Origin of the sequence: Microcoleus sp. CZ3-B2, assembly GCF_036705055.1 — a bacterium.
Taxonomy (GTDB): domain Bacteria; phylum Cyanobacteriota; class Cyanobacteriia; order Cyanobacteriales; family Microcoleaceae; genus Microcoleus.
The window spans coordinates 39,809-55,550 of sequence record NZ_JAUBTN010000027.1 but is presented as its reverse complement, the minus strand read 5'-3'; the positions used below and the strand labels follow the sequence as shown (position 1 = coordinate 55,550).

The 15,742-nt window shown below is 44.2% G+C and carries 17 protein-coding genes; 7 read left to right on the top strand and 10 right to left on the bottom strand.

Annotation, left to right across the window (positions count from 1 at the left end; translation table 11 throughout):
- Positions 1 to 151 precede the first annotated feature (151 nt).
- Entirely contained in the window at positions 152 to 1,528 is a 1,377-nt protein-coding gene (locus tag QUA97_RS14450; protein ID WP_333195012.1) for an NB-ARC domain-containing protein, read from the bottom strand.
- 196 nt (positions 1,529 to 1,724) lie between these two features.
- On the opposite strand from QUA97_RS14450, the gene QUA97_RS14445 reads away from it, so the two are divergent.
- On the top strand, positions 1,725 to 2,273 hold the full coding sequence (locus QUA97_RS14445) for a hypothetical protein (RefSeq protein ID WP_333195010.1): 549 nt from the start codon (positions 1,725 to 1,727) through the stop codon (positions 2,271 to 2,273).
- A gap of 136 nt (positions 2,274 to 2,409) precedes the next feature.
- Here QUA97_RS14445 and QUA97_RS14440 read toward each other — a convergent pair whose 3' ends face one another.
- From QUA97_RS14440 to QUA97_RS14425, 4 genes are read right to left on the bottom strand one after another with little or no spacing between them, the layout of a single operon-like run.
- Positions 2,410 to 2,547 carry a hypothetical protein gene (locus QUA97_RS14440; RefSeq protein WP_333195009.1) on the bottom strand — a complete coding sequence of 46 codons (138 nt, stop codon included), beginning with the start codon at positions 2,545 to 2,547 and terminating at the stop codon, positions 2,410 to 2,412.
- Positions 2,544 to 2,777 (bottom strand): hypothetical protein, encoded by a 234-nt coding sequence (locus tag QUA97_RS14435; protein ID WP_333195008.1) that lies wholly within the window; start codon positions 2,775 to 2,777, stop codon positions 2,544 to 2,546. Before QUA97_RS14435 ends, QUA97_RS14440 begins: the two co-directional genes overlap by 4 nt.
- Positions 2,777 to 3,217: a type II toxin-antitoxin system VapC family toxin gene (locus QUA97_RS14430; RefSeq protein ID WP_333195007.1), complete on the bottom strand. Its 441-nt coding sequence runs from the start codon at positions 3,215 to 3,217 to the stop codon at positions 2,777 to 2,779. The genes QUA97_RS14435 and QUA97_RS14430 overlap by 1 nt, the downstream gene beginning before the upstream one ends.
- Positions 3,217 to 3,573, bottom strand: coding sequence for a hypothetical protein (locus tag QUA97_RS14425; RefSeq protein ID WP_333195005.1), 357 nt, complete (start codon positions 3,571 to 3,573; stop codon positions 3,217 to 3,219). Before QUA97_RS14425 ends, QUA97_RS14430 begins: the two co-directional genes overlap by 1 nt.
- A 214-nt stretch (positions 3,574 to 3,787) precedes the next feature.
- Here QUA97_RS14425 and vapB point away from each other — a divergent pair, with 214 nt between their 5' ends.
- Positions 3,788 to 4,009, top strand: a complete 222-nt coding sequence (gene vapB / locus QUA97_RS14420) for a type II toxin-antitoxin system VapB family antitoxin (RefSeq protein ID WP_194060845.1) — start codon at positions 3,788 to 3,790, stop codon at positions 4,007 to 4,009.
- A 1-nt stretch (position 4,010) separates the two neighbouring features.
- Positions 4,011 to 4,316 carry a type II toxin-antitoxin system VapC family toxin gene (locus tag QUA97_RS14415; protein WP_228050135.1) on the top strand — a complete coding sequence of 102 codons (306 nt, stop codon included), beginning with the start codon at positions 4,011 to 4,013 and terminating at the stop codon, positions 4,314 to 4,316.
- Between the two features lie 139 nt (positions 4,317 to 4,455).
- Here the strand turns inward: QUA97_RS14415 and QUA97_RS14410 are convergent, their stop codons facing one another.
- Positions 4,456 to 4,719, bottom strand: coding sequence for a hypothetical protein (locus tag QUA97_RS14410; RefSeq protein WP_194068744.1), 264 nt, complete (start codon positions 4,717 to 4,719; stop codon positions 4,456 to 4,458).
- Positions 4,720 to 5,514: 795 nt separating this feature from the next.
- Here QUA97_RS14410 and QUA97_RS14405 point away from each other — a divergent pair.
- Positions 5,515 to 5,754, top strand: coding sequence for a BrnT family toxin (locus QUA97_RS14405; RefSeq protein WP_228050134.1), 240 nt, complete (start codon positions 5,515 to 5,517; stop codon positions 5,752 to 5,754).
- On the top strand, positions 5,738 to 5,950 hold the full coding sequence (locus tag QUA97_RS14400; protein WP_106147613.1) for a hypothetical protein: 213 nt from the start codon (positions 5,738 to 5,740) through the stop codon (positions 5,948 to 5,950). The genes QUA97_RS14405 and QUA97_RS14400 overlap by 17 nt, the downstream gene beginning before the upstream one ends.
- Before the next feature lie 349 nt (positions 5,951 to 6,299).
- On the opposite strand, the gene QUA97_RS14395 is transcribed toward QUA97_RS14400, so the two are convergent.
- The gene (locus tag QUA97_RS14395; protein WP_333195002.1) at positions 6,300 to 6,593 is read right to left on the bottom strand and encodes a TIGR03792 family protein; all 294 of its coding nucleotides are present in this window, start codon (positions 6,591 to 6,593) and stop codon (positions 6,300 to 6,302) included.
- A gap of 48 nt (positions 6,594 to 6,641) precedes the next feature.
- Here QUA97_RS14395 and QUA97_RS14390 point away from each other — a divergent pair, with 48 nt between their 5' ends.
- Positions 6,642 to 6,794 (top strand): hypothetical protein, encoded by a 153-nt coding sequence (locus tag QUA97_RS14390; RefSeq protein WP_194068740.1) that lies wholly within the window; start codon positions 6,642 to 6,644, stop codon positions 6,792 to 6,794.
- 186 nt (positions 6,795 to 6,980) lie between these two features.
- Here QUA97_RS14390 and QUA97_RS14385 read toward each other — a convergent pair whose 3' ends face one another.
- The 3 genes from QUA97_RS14385 to QUA97_RS14375 form a co-directional block, all read right to left on the bottom strand.
- Positions 6,981 to 9,191, bottom strand: coding sequence for a PAS domain-containing sensor histidine kinase (locus tag QUA97_RS14385; protein WP_333195001.1), 2,211 nt, complete (start codon positions 9,189 to 9,191; stop codon positions 6,981 to 6,983).
- A gap of 396 nt (positions 9,192 to 9,587) precedes the next feature.
- On the bottom strand, positions 9,588 to 10,796 hold the full coding sequence (locus QUA97_RS14380; protein ID WP_333195000.1) for an AAA family ATPase: 1,209 nt from the start codon (positions 10,794 to 10,796) through the stop codon (positions 9,588 to 9,590).
- Between the two features lie 339 nt (positions 10,797 to 11,135).
- Positions 11,136 to 11,819, bottom strand: a complete 684-nt coding sequence (locus QUA97_RS14375; protein ID WP_333194999.1) for a class I SAM-dependent methyltransferase — start codon at positions 11,817 to 11,819, stop codon at positions 11,136 to 11,138.
- Positions 11,820 to 12,317: 498 nt separating this feature from the next.
- Here QUA97_RS14375 and QUA97_RS14370 point away from each other — a divergent pair, with 498 nt between their 5' ends.
- Entirely contained in the window at positions 12,318 to 15,089 is a 2,772-nt protein-coding gene (locus QUA97_RS14370) for a diguanylate cyclase domain-containing protein (RefSeq protein ID WP_333194997.1), read from the top strand.
- Positions 15,090 to 15,742: the final 653 nt, after the last annotated feature.

Sequence of the window (15,742 nt, the reverse complement as noted above, 5' to 3'; positions counted from 1 at the left end):
CGCTATAACTCGAATCAATATGTTTTGTATTCTATGATAGCACAGTCACCACTCTTAATGATGGGGCGGTTGAAACCGCTTCTTGTCAAACAAAGTCTGCCTCCGCAGACTAAGAAATAAAAGGTTTATTAACAATGGTGCAACATCTCCGTTACAATCCTTTGATATACTGCTTCATTACAGGTGAAAAAGTATAAAGATTTTCCTGTTTCTCTATCAAGCATCGCCGCGATAGAGATTGCAAGGCGTTGAGCAAATTTGATGGTGGTATTTGTCGGTTTTGTTGCAATTTGGCGAAGTTGACTGGCTGGTTTTCTGTCGCAAACAATGACATAACTTGTTTTTCTAGTTCGGAAGTGCGATCGTACTGCTCTTGCAAAACTTCTTTCAAATCTTCGGGTAACAATATGGTATCATCTATTAATAACTCAGTCGCACTAATTCCTAGCTCTTGAATCAAAGTCGCCACGCTTTTTAACCATAGAGGATTGCCTTGGTAGCGGTGAATAAGTGCTTCGCAGTTATCGATTTCTGCTAATCCTTTATCTCTGAGGATTTCCCGTGCTGCTGCGATATCTAAGCCTGTGAGTTGTAAGGTACGAATGGGAGTATTTTGGCTGGTAAGTTGAGGAACTTCTTTGGGCGGTTCCCAACCGACTAGCAGAAAGCAACTTGAATGGGATAATTTTTCTATTTGTTTGAATAGGGTGCGATATTCTTCGTAGTTTGGTTTATATTTTCCGGCCAATTCGCCGCTACAGAAAAGGTTTTGAACGTCATCTAAGACTACTAAACAGCGATGGTTTTGTAAATATTTAATCAGCGGTAAGCGTTTGTGGTTGGTTGGGGATGAATCTGGTTTTTCTGACTGGGAAAAAAGCTGTGTTAGGTTATATTGAAATTTATCGATGGTGGGGAATTCGTCTAGCGTGCACCAAACTGCGTATTCAAACTCGTGTTTGATTTGTTGTACGAGTTGTACTGCTAGGGATGTTTTGCCGATGCCGCTGATGCCGGTGAGGGTGATGAGGCGGCAGTTTTGTTGTAGAATCCAGGTTGTGAGGGTTTGGAGTTCGGAAGTGCGATCGAAGAAATTGCCCAACTCCGGCATTTCGCTTAAATCTTGATGTGAAGTTTTAGTTTGTTGTGGGTTAGATGTTTCTTGATTTGGTGGATGTGAGTTTGGGATATTTTGCGGGTGTCTAGCTTCTCCACAGATATTAAAATTGCCGATGGCTACAACGTCTTGTGCAAAGTTTGAAGAATTAGAGACTTGTAACCTCTTAATTGCCGATCTAAAATTTTTTTTATTAATATCTTCTCCCAACTCTTCTGAAATTATCTGCCATAATTGCGATCCGATTTGCCTAACATAACTCTCGTTACAGTGAATCTCCTCGGCAATTTTGGTGTATTTCTCACCTTGCATGGTTCCCAGCAGAATTGCCTCTTGTAAGTTATCGAGGTGCTGACCGGTTTTTGCAAACACCATCTCGTCAGCCATTTTTAACACTTCCTTAAGATTCATGCAGTATCGTGGATGTTGTGATTTTTCGTATTATACCTAACATTTTCCAACATTTTCTGGCATATTCTAAGATTTTTTACACAGGGCGGGTTAGATTAGCAGACAAAATTGCCAACAAAATTAAGCTTTTTGGCCTAGACAAAGCTGGGATTTTTGAAATAATGATAGGAGAAATATCTATCAACAAAAATTAACAATGCTTTTCAATTTAGTCAAAGTAGTCGATAGAGCTAACAGTTTGGCGTTTTTTTATAAAAGCCTTCTTTTGGCGGCACTGGTTTTACCTTTTTCAGCTATTCCTGGGCAAGCTTCTCCTAACTATCAAGAACGAGACGGAATCTATGGCGAAATAAAATTTGCTGAATTCTGTAATATATCTGGTAATCTGAGGGCAAGAGTTATTGCCGAAGCGGGTAGTAGAGATTCAAGAGTTCAGAGCGTCGAATTTCAAATGTACACAAGATATAGTCTCGGTGTAAATGCATTAGGACAACAATTTGGTCTTACTAGTGGTGAAAACTGGCGAAGGCTGAGGATTGAGTCTAATAGTAGACGGCGTGATAAAAGATTCTACGACACAAGTTCACTGTTTTTCCCACTTCAATCAATTGTTGACTCACCCGTCAAATTTTCGATTCACGTTAATCATAGTAGAGGTAGAACAATTGACCTGGGAGGCATTGTTGATATGGGAAGAATTGAACCAGGAAAGTGCAGAATATATGATGATGGTAATTTCAGATAACCTGATGGTTGTTATTACGAACTGATTCACAGCGCGATCGCCCTTCTTATTTTTTTCAAATCAGATAGATCGCCACAGCAAATAAAAGGGCGATCGCCCTTTCCTACATATTCCCTTAACCCTCGTGTCACTCAACCTATGTTTCCACTGACAATCCGATCCATTTCCACCATTTCAAAGGGCGATGATTGCACAGAGGGCGTGAAGCGTAGCTATCCTGTAGGGCGATCGCCACAGCGAAAGAAAGGGCGATCGCCTTTCTGATTCTTTTCAAATAAGAGCGATCGCCCTGATGATTTTCTTCAAACAGGTGCGATCGCCCTTTCTTTTTTCTGATGAGAGTTCGCCTAAAATGAAAGAGCGATCGCCCTTCACACCAAATACGCAACACTGCGATCGTTGTACCAGTTGCGATCGCCCTTTCTTGTTTCTGATGACCGATCGCCTAAAATGAAAGAGCGATCGCATGAAACCAATGCAGCAATTATCTGTTGTCAATTGCATTACGGCTCCGTCTCTGGCATTTTTCCACCAACAACTACCAACCCCACATCACAGCGAGTTGCCACTTCCGCCAAGCGATTATCAAGTGTTGCGATCGGCAATTTCAATCGTAGTGCTAACTCCAAATAAGCTGAATCATAAGCAGCTAAACCTTCTTGTCTTCCTAGCACCAGAGTTGACGAGAGTGCGCTGCTATCCGTGGCGTCGTCAACCTGAATTAAAAGTGATTGTAACAAAGCAATAGCTATTTCAGATTGCTCAGTTGTCATGCGGTTGCGTCTCTCGGCAACCAGGAGAGTATTCGCAACTTCTAGCGACCAAATGCCTGGTACAAATGCTTCGCAATCTGGCATCATCGCGAGTATAGCATTGGCATAATCGTTATCTTCATCGACTAAGCACCAACTAATGGCTACAGAACAATCCAATACAAACTGCATTAAAACCTGCGCCCTTCTTCAATCATGGAACGGATTGAGCTTTTATCCAAGGCAATTTGTTGCCGCAGTTGTATCATTCTAGCAATTGCTGCTTGAATTGATTTTTTAGTAGTCACCTTTCCCCAAGCGTTATACTTCGGTTTAACTTCCTCAGATGGTAGATGCTGTACAACTACTACCACTTCAACAGAAGTATCTTTAAACTCAGCGGGCATTTGGAGAAGCAATATGCCGTCGGTTCCAATATGCGAGATCAGTTTCATTGTTTCCATGTCAGACTCCAGAAACTTTGAGCAATTATAGTTTACCTCAAAACTCTTCACCAAAGCAAATACTAAATAGTGAAATGCTTGCATAGATAGCGAGATCCCTTTCTTGTTTCTGATGACCGATCGCCTAAAATGAAAAAGCGATCGCCCTTCACGCCAAATACCAAACACTGCGATGATTGTACGGAGGTGCGTGAAGCGTAGCTATCCCGTAGGGAATCGCCCCTGGCACCAAATACCTTCTGACTGCAATTACAGTATAATGAGTAAGCATGATAAGCGTAAAAATTGCAGAAAAATCATGACTATCGATCTACAGATTTTTCAAACTGTCGTCAAGATGCCAGAATCTCTAAAACAAGAGATATTGCATTATGCAAAATATTTACTTGAAAAACACGCAAAAACTGAATCATCTCCAGAACAACTTGAACAACCTCATGGTTATGGTAGCTGGGCCGGTCAAATCGTTATGTCTGATGATTTCGATGAACCGCTGGAAGATTTAAAGGAATATACATAACATGGAATTTCTTTTAGATACTCATGCCTTTCTGTGGTACTTGCTTGGCGATTCCAATCTCGGTAGTAAAGCCAAAGAAGCGATCGATACTAAAACAGGTTTGTATTTTAGTATTGCCAGCCTGTGGGAAATCTCCATTAAAATTAATGTTGGCAAGCTTCAACTGAATCGAGGGTTTGAATATCTGCCAAAAGAATTGGAATACATTAACGCTCAAATTTTACCAATTACATTTGAAGATACTGAGATTTACACAAGTCTTCCACTGCATCATCGAGCTCCGTTCGTTAGCGTAGCGTGCGCTTAGCGCAATCGCATTTTGGTAGCACAGACGATGAATCATTCGCTGGTTTTGATTAGTCGTGATGAGGCTTTTGATGCTTATCCAATTCAGCGGGTGTGGTGATGATGAAGAAGGCAAACACAACAATCCAATACAAACTGCATTAAAACCTGCGCCCTTCTTCAATCATGGAACGGATTGAGCTTTGAGCCAAAGCAATTTCTTTCCGCAGTTGTAGCATTCTAGCAATTGCTGCTTGAATTGATTTTTTAGTAGTCACCTTTCCCCAAGCGTTATACTTCGGTTTAACTTCCTCAGATGGTAGATGCTGTACAACTACTACCACTTCAACAGAAGTATCTTTAAACTCAGCGGGCATTTGTTTAAGCAATATGCCATCACATCCAATATGCGAGCGCAGTTTCATTGTTTCCTAGTCAGACTCCAGAAACTTCGAGCGATTCTAGTTTACCTCAAAACTCTTCACCAAAGCAAATACTAAATAGTGAAATGCTTGCATAGATAGCGAGATCCCTTTGTTGTTTCCGATGACCGATCGCCTAAAATGAAAGATCGATCGCCCCTGACACCAAATAAGTAATTGGACAGAATTAATTACACACTGATTTTTTGCTGATTCTTTACTAGACAAGGCTTGTAGCCCAGAGTTTTGTGTAATTAATTGTGTCTTACTACTTACCAAACACTGCGATGCTTGTACGGAGGTGCGATCGCAACTCGTACAACGATCGATCGACACTCGTTACAATCAGTGTATCAATCCTCCACCAAATGCCGCGATGACCATCAAAGAACTCCTCATCCAAGCAATCGATAGCACCCCTGACGAACTACTTGCGGATCTTCTTAGCTTAGTGCGCTCAAATCGCCTCCACACCCCAAAGTCAATACCTACGAACAACAGAAGGAGCGCATCGACTACCTCGAAGCCATTATCGGCATCCGCAAAGGACTCGAAAGCTTCGATCGAGGTGAAGGAATTCCAGTCGAGAAAGCCATGAGTGCGCTACAGCAGCAGTTCAATATTCCTCAGAGTCTATGAGTTCCTAGAAGTCAGTCACCTTGACATTTTTGATTTTCGCCATTTTGCCCTAAATAGTAAAATAGAGCAGTAAGCTAGGCAATTGCCAACCTCCCTCTTCTGCTTGAGAGTAGAATAGATATATGAAGTTTCAGTGGGACTCAAACAAAGCCAGTAGTAATGCCAAAAAGCATGGGTGTGTCTTTTGAAGAAGCTGTCACTGTCTTCGGAGATCCACTGGCTATTACAATTTCTGACCCTAACTACTCTGTAGGTGAGTTCCGTCTTTTAACGATCGGTCAGTCAAATTTACAGCGCCTTTTTGTTGTGTCCCATACAGAACGAGAAGGTGAAGTGCGTTTAATCAGTGCCCGTTTAGCCACCCGACAAGAGAGAAAAAGTTATGAGTCAGGAACCTGAAGTAACAATTAATGACGAGATGAGACCTGAATACGATTTTTCAGGTGGTGTCCGTGGCAAATACTATGAAGCCTATATGAAATCAAGTAATGTTGTGATTCTCGATCCAGACGTAGCAGAAATATTTCGAGACTCAGCTTCTGTCAATGAAGCGTTGCGATTGCTGGCAAAAATTGCCAAGTCTGTCACTGTCTAGGTAGCGCACACAGCACAACAAATCAGAACCGAAAGTTTCCAGGTTATCTGTCCTTGCATAGGTGGAAAGCAAGGGGTAGCCCGATCGCCCCTGACACCAAATACCAAACACTGCGATCGTTTTACGGAGTGCGATCGCCCTTCACGCATTAAGAGCGAGAGCCCCACCAAAATAAAAGGCGATCCCTATTATCTGTAGAGGTAGATTTTTGTGTGTCGATATATTCTGGATACCGATTGTATTTCACTGATTCTCTACAATCATCCGCAAGTCACAGCGCTCACCCACCAACCATACTAATCACTAATGACTAATGATTAATCACTAATGACTAATGACTAATGACTAACTAAGCCAAGAAGTGGGGAACTTGATATTCGCGACTTTCGGCGATCGCAATTTGCAAATCGCCCATTTGGGTATCCAACTCCTCGATTGTGCTTTGTGACACCGACTTCCACTTCTCCCTAGTTTCCCAGCGGATCAACATCACCACCTCATTTTCCACCGCATCCACCCAAATTTCCTTACCCAAAAAACCGGGGAATTTTTTTAGTCCGGCTGTCCAAACTTCTTCATCTCGCAGGATAAACTGCTCCCACTTTTCGGGAGGTACTTTAAATTTCAGCCACTCAATTACCATATTATTTTTCCCTTATAAATCAACCGATTTTAGATTTTAGATTTTAGCATGGACTCTACCGTCGCACAGGGCGCTTATGGAGCATCTCCGGCTTTGAAAAAAAGGATTTTTTATGGAGTTAGCCAGCGGTGCAATAGTCTTGAGTTGCAGAAGTCTTCTCTCCATCCAGAAACCGCAGATATCGGGCAGATGCAACACTGATTGACGCAGATGATTTTAGGGTATTTTCCGATTTATGCAATTGCTAGTCTATTGCCAAAAATCGGGGGACAGCACTATTAAATGCAAAACCCAGATTCTTCAGGTGGTTAAATATGAGTTACGCAAAAAAAGGTTTGACGCACTATTTATAACCGGTACAATAAGTCCAGCTTTGGGTGAGGCAAATTAATCGTTACCGATCGCAATTTTAACGATCAACTCAGTTCCCTGTCCCGGACGAGAAACACACTGCAACTGGCCGCCATGCTTTTCTACTACTAAATGCTGCGATATTGCCAGACCCAAACCTGTGCTCGTCTCTGGACATTTAGTGGTAAATAAAGGGTCAAAGATGCAGTCGAGAACTTCTTCCGTCATCCCCGGGCCGTTGTCGCTAATTGCGATCGCAACTTCGCTTGAACTTACCAAAAACGTCCGAATCCGAATTTCTGGATTGAATATTTCAGTTTCCGAGCCGCCCGCAGACAATAAAGACTGACTTTGGATTGTACCACACCTTTGGGGATTTCTTCCTCCTTCTTCCAAAGCGTCGATCGCATTTGTCAACAAGTGCATGAACACTTGATTTAACTGTCCCGGATAGCAGCGGATTCGCGGCAAATCCGCGTATTCCTTAACTAGAGAAATTCCCGGTCGTCCGCCTTTAGCTTGCAGACGATTTTGCAAAATTAGTACAGTGCTGTCCAAACCTTCGTGGATATCTACAGGCTTCATTTGGGCTGCGTCAGTACGCGAGAACAACCGGAGCGATCGCACAACATCCCGAATCCTTTGGGAACCTACTTTCATTGAATTTAGCAGTTTTGGCAAGTCTTTTTTGATGAAATCTAAGTCTAAGTCTTCCATCCAATCTTGAATTTCTGCCACCGGATCGGGATAATGCTTTTGGTAAAGCTCGATCGACTTCAAGAGTTCTTGAATGTAGCCCGTGGCGTGGCTGACATTCCCGGAAATAAAACTCACTGGATTGTTTATTTCGTGCGCTATTCCTGCTACCAACTGCCCCAGACTAGACATCTTTTCAGTTTGGATCAGTTGAGTTTGAGTTCGTTGCAAAACTAACAAAGTTTGCTCTAATTTCGCCGCTTGCTGCCGCAGACGTTCTTCCGACTCTTGCAAAGCGAATAGAGATTGTTTGCTTTCTGTAATGTCCAATCCCACAAATACCGCCGCCGTATTTTTATGATATTTTTGAGCGACTATTAAATAAGTTTTATCTTCTCCTCTGATGTTTGTTATTACTTCTTGAGATGTCTTCTTTTGGGGGCTGGCAAAAAAATCGTATACTAAATCGTTAAATTTAGGGCTTGTATCTAAAAAACCAACTTTCTGACCAGAAAATATTTCGGCCGGCATTTGGTAAGCAGTAGCTAAATGTCGGTTTACTCCCAAGTAACGCAAATCGGAACTTACCCAAGAAACTAATCCGGGTACGGCATCCAAGACGGCTTGAAGTTGCTCTTTTGCTTCTAAAAGCGCTGATTCGGCTGCGATACGAGCCGAAATGTCTCTGGCGATCGCGCAGCAGTATTCACAACCGCCGTATTCTAAATAATTGACTTTAACTTCGACGGGAAAACAGGCACCGTTTCGGGTTTTGTAAGTGGCTTTAAAAGTGAAGTTGCTTTGCTGTTTGAGTTTCTCCCAGAGTTCCGGCCAATCCGATACTGAAAACTGCGAATCGATGTCGCTAACTGTCAGGTTTAGCAGTTCCGATTCCGAGTAACCGAAAAGATCACAAGCGGCTTTGTTCGCGTAGCAAATTTGACCTTCGGCACTTGTAAAAAAAACTGTATCCGCAGCATTGTCGAGGGCAATGGGAGTTAGTTTTCGTTTGATTTCTAACTGCGGGGTTTTGACATTTGAGGTTAATTTATGGTAGCCATTTTTTGGGGCGAGTTCCTCAGCTATCTTTTCGGCAAACAGGATCAAACCGCCGATCGCACCAGAGCAATTTTTCCAGGGCAAAAATACCCATTTTACCCGCCCGCTGCCACAGCCTTCGATTTGTTCTGCTTCACATACGGGCGATCGTCCTGTCACAAACTCGCTGTATTCCAAAACTCCAGTCAAACAAGCGCGAGCATTTTGTTGCCAATATTCCGGGAGATTCGGGAACAGTTCCCAATGAGAGCGGCCGATCGCCTCACCGCAGCCGATCGCGCCATCTGTTTCCCAGCGACTAGAAACCGACAGGTAGCGCATTTCACAATCTACCATTGCTACGGAGTCGGCGGAGCGCTCCACCAACCGCCGAAATCGCTCTTTACTCTCCAACACGTCTGCCTCTGGGGATGCTGGTGGGCGATCGAAATTTTCCCGTCGGCAGACCTTCCCAGCCTCCGACTTTGTTGCTGAACTGGCGAGTGTTTGCACGGTTTGGGATTTCCTCCATAACTGTCAGTCAATTTGAGTTTTGAATTTTGAGATTTTGGATAAACTCCACAGATGAATCACTGGAGCTTGAACTTGCTTCTAAAATTTGGGATGCCGCGACAGCCCTGCCGCAGCCTGTATCGTTTTTAGGACGGTCAAGTTAGAAAAATTCTGTTTCTGATTAAAAATGCTGTTTCCCTGATTTGCTCTCTCGGGTGATACCCTTAGAGGGTCTCACCCATCATTCATATCATTTTTCACGAAATGTGTCTATAGGTACTCAAAAAAATTTTACCTTAATTTTTCAATTCTGAAGAAATCTTCAGAATTGTGAGGTTTGGTAACAAGTCCAGCTCGTGCAATTATTTAAATTTTTTGTCAGTATTTTGTATTAAATTACACAAATTTTTGCGTAAATTCACTGGTAAAATCCACTCTCCCCTTCCGCAACATTGCAGGATCAAATCTTTCAGTTGTATTGCAAGTCATCAACACTACGAGTTTTTGCTGAAATTGAATGCCGTGTTCATCCATAACACTTTGATACAAAGTTCCATCCAGCAAACTCAAAATATGTTCAGTTTTGTTAGTGCGTTGGGCCGCATCGGTCGATCGATCTTGAGCCAAATTATCAGCCTCGTTAATAATGATACAAATCCGCTCCAAATAACTCGGCGGCACAAAATTTTCCACAGCATCGTGGTCTAAAATAAAAATCACATAACCCAGCGGCACCAAAATCTCCTTTGCTACCGCTTGCGTCCAAGCAGTTTTGCCAGTCCCCGGTTCACCGCTAACCAAAACAGCCAACTGATTTTGGTCGAGAATTGCCTGCTGAACCGTATCCGTAAAACTTTGAACATCCGCAGAAAACGTCCGAATAGGAAACTGACTGTGAACCTGTCCCACGCGGCTTTTGTACCCGCTCAAAATCACCGCCAAATTGTAAGTAGCCTTGCTAACGAGCGGCGCAATATCTTTACAAATCAGAGTGTAGCAGCGTCTTCCCCTATCGTAGCTGTCAATTTGCAGCCAACAGCCCCATCGCTCCCAATAAGCATAAACAGTACCCAAAACTTCCAAGCGTTCCCAGCTCACAAACCGCTCCGGCGGATAAGAAAAATGCCGCTCCATACAAGACTGAGTAATCGCATCCGGTTTCCCCAACAAATTCAGAACTTTAAAAACAGTAATCTCTTGCAGTTTGTTGAGAACATAGTCAATGGGAATGCTAGCGCGGCTGACAAACTGCACCACCGGCGTTTCAGTAACTAAAACGTCTTTGGAGCGGTAATCCGGGTAAACTGGCTGCGGAGTAATGTAATCCCAAAATTCATCAATTTCGTAGCGAGTATTTTCCGAGAATACATTTAAGATATTTGCCCACCAGGTATATTGATGTCGCCCCATTGCGTCGGCAATATCGCTAGCTGCATCTAAAGTTTTTTGAGCTAATTCGACCGGATCGCTCGATGCTAAATGCAGCAGGTGTTCCAAATCAAATTGACGGTAGAGAGGTCGCCAGCCAGAGCCGAGCAACCCTCGATTTTGAGGATTATTTTGAGTAAAATTGTTTTGGCGATCGCTCATATCTTCAGCACTCACTTATTGCAACTCCTACTTACTTTTATTTTAAAAGCTTCCGCGCACATCTTCCACAAAAACACTAGATTTATCAATTGACTTTGAGATAATTCGGAGGCACAAAATCTACTAACCAAACTTGGTTATCCGAACAGTAAAATGTACAGCCATCAAGCTGCATTGCTGCGGCATCCACAGCAAAGAGCCTTTGAATTCTGAACCCAAGCTTTCGCTTAACGTTCCAATTTTTCAAAATTCAAGCAAGCAAAATTCTTTGGCGCAGCTTGGTTTCAAAATTACCATACTCAAAATTAGTAACAAAAGTTACTCGTACTCGTCAACCGGTGCGCCCTACAAAAACTACTTTCGGACAACTCCGCCAAAAACAGCAAAATTTAGATAGCGCCAGTGACAGGCTGCGTCGGCAAAACCTGCTTCTGCAAGCCACTTTGTTTGCTCTTCCACAGAGGAAGGAATATCTTCTTTTAAATAGTTTTGAAACCAGGCTGCATCATCTTCTCCGCTGGCTTTCATGTACTGCCGCCACAACTTTTCGTATTGCTCCGTCAGCTTGGGAGTAGCACCTGTCACAATGTCTCGAATTAGCAAGATTCCCTCTGGATTCATTGACTGAAAAAGCTGGTGAAATAGCTGTTGTTTCCCGGCGCTGTCTAGGTGGTGGATTGCTAACCCTGAAACTACCAAATCGTAACCGCTGCCGAAATCATCTTCTGCGAAATTTCCCTGCTGCAATCTCAGGCGTTTTCCGAAAGCTGACAAGTTAGTTTGACAAATTTTCAGCATATTTTCCGCCATGTCAAAGGCTAGGACTTTGGCTTGAGGAAATGCTTGCAAAATCAGAGCCGACAGTATGCCAGTCCCCGCGCCTAAATCCAGAACTTGTATGTTAGCATTGGTTTCAAAAGGTATTAACTGCAGTATTAAATCCTGTTGCTCGCGATAGTGCGGAATGAGGCGGGGAATTAAACTGTCATAATCAAATGCTCTTTGTTCAAATTCCTCGCGTACATAGTTTAAATTCACAGACAATTTTTCTCTACCTGTTAATACTTGAGTGCGTTAATGCAGTTGGTCTGGTCTCTTGTTAAATATACTACATTCGATAATACATAATATTTACAGGACTGTCAAGATGTAGAAGAAAATAATTTAACAGAAGTTCCCGACGATCGCCAGACACGGACTTTGTTGGCTTTTTCCCTGCCAGTTATTTGAGAAATGTTAAGCTCCGATATCGATATGCTTGAGTAAAAGTGAGGCAGAATGCGGGAAACCCACAAGCCTCGGGAAGAAGAAATTTTAAGGTATATGCAACAGGCAAATTGTGAGAAAAAGGTTGAGAATTGTTACAGATGGCCCAATTCGGTAAAATTCGAGAAAATCTGCCCTCAGATTGACAAAATTTTGCCCAACAATCAATAAAATCTGAAGTGACTCCTTATTGGATGTGCGGACGGCCGAATTTTAATCATGAACAGATACAAAATATTGCACCCATTTGCGGGGAACAAAACAGTGATAATGAATCAGGATGTGAGTAGATTAGCTATCAGCCGTCAGGGAAAAATAGAAGCAATGGAAATCCAACAGCGGAGCAAGAATAAGACCGATCGCCAGCAACCAAACGCGCCCGATCGCCCAAACCAAAATTATATGACAAAAGAAGTAGAGTTGTCGCTACAAGAATGTTTAGATTTTAAAGGAGCGATCGACCGAGCAGCACTGGCGGTGAGGACAAACGCCCGAGGAATTATCAACTACGTCAGCGATCGAGTTTGTAGCATATCTAACTATTCGCGCGCTGAACTGATCGGTCGCCATTTCGGAATTCTCTACTCGGAATATAAGTCTTCGGAATTGATCAAAAATTTGCGGTCAACTGTTGCCAAAAGTGAAGTTTGGCAAGGAGAAATTAAGAACCAAGCTAAGAATGGCAGCGATTATTGGGTTTATGCAGCAGTAGTTCCGCTGTTGGATTTTCAGGGAAAACCCTGTCAGTATTTGGCGATCGGATTCGACATCACCGATCGCAAAGCCGTTGAAGCAGCTCAAGCTCAAGCCCACCAGGCAAAAGACGAATTTTTGGCGGTCGCCTCCCACGAACTCCGATCGCCCCTGAGCGCGATTTTGGGATGGGTACAGCTAGCGCGATCGCGCAAGTTAAACGAAGCCACTACCAGCCGCGCTTTGGAAATCATCGAGCGCAACGCCAGACTGCAGAACCAGCAAATAGATAATCTCCTGGATCTTTCGCGGCTGCTGCGCGGAAAAATACACCTCAACGTCGGCAGGGTTCACCTCCCGTCTGTCGTCGAATCGGCGATCGACACCCTCAGCCCCGCCGCCGAAGCCAAAAACATCCGCATAGAAACAGATTTTGACCCCGCTGTCACCTACATTTTGGGAGATGCAGAACGCTTGCAGCAAGTAGTCTGGAATTTACTTGCTAACGCCATCAAATTTACCCCGGATTCCGCCCCCGGTCTAGTCCAAATACAGATCGAACCTACTGCGTCGGGCGCGCTGATTCGCGTCAGCGACAGCGGTTGCGGGATTGACCCCAAATATCTGCCGTACATCTTTGACTACTTCCGCCCCACAGATAGCTTCCAAACCAAGGAACAAAACCGGCTCGGCTTGGGACTCTCCATTGTGCGGCAGTTGGTGGAACTGCACGGGGGAAATGTTTGGGGCCAGAGTCCCGGAATCGGACAGGGGGCTACCTTTGAGGTGCAGCTACCGGTGGCGAACAGCAAAAATCCGATCGCCCACAATGCTGCGCTGGGCGCAATGGAAGGTATATCAGGACAGGTTTCCAAACCCCTAGCGGGAAAGCAAGTGTTGGTGGTTGAAAGCAGCGCCGAGATCCGCGAATGTATGAAAACTGGTCTGGAAGCATTTGGAGCTAAGGTAACAGCGGTGGCTAGCGCCGGCGAAGCGATCGCCGAGTTGGAACAGTCGCGGCCAGACGTGTTGGTGAGCGATATGGCGGTGTCGGAAGCCGACGGCTGCGATTTGATCCGTCGTGTCAGAGCAATGGAAATGTCCCAGGACAGGGAACTGCTGCCGGCGTTGGCGCTCACGGAAGACCTGGGGGATGACGATGGATCGGCGCTCTCTGCGGGGTTTCAGAGGTATTTGTCGAAGCCTGTGTCCCCGCATCAGTTGGTGAGCGCGATCGTCCAATTGGCTGGACAGACTGGATTTAGCTGCCAAGATTGCGGCGCGGGAAATGTCCGGGCGATCGCGCCTCCGTCCTCGCCGCCGGATTCTAAGAATTTTGACCGCACAATTGATCCAAATAAATTAACAAATAATAGACAAGAATTACCCCTGTTGCTGGTAGTAGAAGATAACAATTTTTTACTCGATTACCTTCAAAATTTATTAATTCCGTACTATCGAGTTGCCGTGGCTGTGGACGGGATTGAAGGTTTAGAAAAAGCCAAACAATTGCGCCCAAATTTGATTTTGAGCGACCAAATCATGCCCCGACAAAATGGACTCGATCTGCTCAAGGAGATTCGCAATACGCCAGAATTGAATTCGACTCCGGTAATCTTTTTGACAGCGCGATCGGGGATGGAAGCTCGGATCGAAAGTTTGGATGCGGGTGCTGACGATTATATTGCAAAGCCTTTTGACGAGAGGGAATTGCTGGCGAGGGTAAGAAATTTGCTCAGAACCCACGCAGCCGAACAGCAATTGACGGTGCTCAATCGTCAGTTGCTGCAGCAAAAACGGCAGTTAGAAACGGTGAATAGATCCTTGCAATATTTGGCAACTTACGACAGTTTGACTGATGTAAGAAACCGTCGCTTTTTTAATGACTATCTCGATACGGAATGGCGACGTTTGGCGAGGGAAGAAGCACCGCTGTCTTTGATTATGTGCGATATCGATTATTTCAAACTTTATAACGATACTTACGGGCACCAAGCGGGGGATGAATGTTTGCGACAGGTGGCTGCGGTTCTCCAGCGTCCGGTAAAGCGATCGGCTGATTTAGTTGCGCGTTACGGTGGAGAAGAATTTGCCATAGTTTTGCCGAATACTGATATTGATGGTGCCACTTGCGTAGCTGAAATTATCAACCGACAGGTGAGGGATTTAGAGATACTTCACGCCAAGTCTAGTGTCAGCGAATACGTGACGCTGAGTTTGGGTGTGGCTTGCTGCATTCCAGCACCGATGTCGCAGCCGGGGGCGTTAATTGCGATCGCCGATGAGGCGCTTTATCGGGCGAAAGCTGCAGGGCGCGATCGGGTTTCGGTTGCCGCATTTGAAGCATAATAGTTATTAGAGTTGGGCTGCACAAATATTCGCTCTGTTAACCGCAGATTTCCAGCGGATTAACACCGATGGACTCAGATAATTCAATTTTGTCTGCGATTGAGTGCAATTGCTAGTTTATTATAAAAAAAGGTTTGCAGCCATCAGAGAAGTCCTTAAATCCTGGTTCGCAGTCAGGACTTCTATCTTTAAAGCAGAGTTAAGAAGCAATAGGAATCATGCCACTCGACAGAGAGTCAATTGAATCCTCGCCGAAAGAATGAAGCCGATGTCAAACAGTCAGCCGTTTCTACCCTTATGGTTGGCTTTTGTGGGAGAGCGAACTCTACCCAAGCGAAATTGTTTGGTTTAAGTATTTACGGCGTTTTGGAGTCGATCGTTGGTATCGATTGGTCAAGCAACGATTACATTGAAAATTGCCTAACTTGAGAACTTCCGAACAATCTGAGCGGTGGAGCGATTTAATGCCATTGATGAGTTGGCAACTCTGGCTGGCTAGGGATTTAGCGATCGAGAATCGACTCACTAGAGCAATCTGAAGCTGATCAATTTAACTCGACTGACCTGTTTTGTGGCTTTTAGTTGATATTGGTACTGCCGCGAAAATGCCTAAACATAGGGGAAAGTCCCCCGGCTGGAAAAAGGGGAAGGTA

Excerpts from the sequence above, each read along its gene's own strand:
- QUA97_RS14450 (WP_333195012.1), bottom strand. The coding sequence starts at position 1,528 with ATGAATCTTAAGGAAGTGTTAAAAATGGCTGACGAGATGGTGTTTGCA.
- QUA97_RS14435 (WP_333195008.1), bottom strand. The coding sequence starts at position 2,777 with ATGCAATTGACAACAGATAATTGCTGCATTGGTTTCATGCGATCGCTC.
- QUA97_RS14445 (WP_333195010.1), top strand. The coding sequence starts at position 1,725 with ATGCTTTTCAATTTAGTCAAAGTAGTCGATAGAGCTAACAGTTTGGCG.
- QUA97_RS14390 (WP_194068740.1), top strand. The coding sequence starts at position 6,642 with ATGGACTCTACCGTCGCACAGGGCGCTTATGGAGCATCTCCGGCTTTG.
- QUA97_RS14410 (WP_194068744.1), bottom strand. The coding sequence starts at position 4,719 with ATGAAACTGCGCTCGCATATTGGATGTGATGGCATATTGCTTAAACAA.
- QUA97_RS14425 (WP_333195005.1), bottom strand. The coding sequence starts at position 3,573 with ATGCAAGCATTTCACTATTTAGTATTTGCTTTGGTGAAGAGTTTTGAG.
- QUA97_RS14400 (WP_106147613.1), top strand. The coding sequence starts at position 5,738 with ATGAGTCAGGAACCTGAAGTAACAATTAATGACGAGATGAGACCTGAA.
- QUA97_RS14370 (WP_333194997.1), top strand. The coding sequence starts at position 12,318 with ATGAATCAGGATGTGAGTAGATTAGCTATCAGCCGTCAGGGAAAAATA.
- vapB (WP_194060845.1), top strand. The coding sequence starts at position 3,788 with ATGACTATCGATCTACAGATTTTTCAAACTGTCGTCAAGATGCCAGAA.
- QUA97_RS14430 (WP_333195007.1), bottom strand. The coding sequence starts at position 3,217 with ATGCAGTTTGTATTGGATTGTTCTGTAGCCATTAGTTGGTGCTTAGTC.
- QUA97_RS14395 (WP_333195002.1), bottom strand. The coding sequence starts at position 6,593 with ATGGTAATTGAGTGGCTGAAATTTAAAGTACCTCCCGAAAAGTGGGAG.
- QUA97_RS14415 (WP_228050135.1), top strand. The coding sequence starts at position 4,011 with ATGGAATTTCTTTTAGATACTCATGCCTTTCTGTGGTACTTGCTTGGC.
- QUA97_RS14405 (WP_228050134.1), top strand. The coding sequence starts at position 5,515 with ATGCCAAAAAGCATGGGTGTGTCTTTTGAAGAAGCTGTCACTGTCTTC.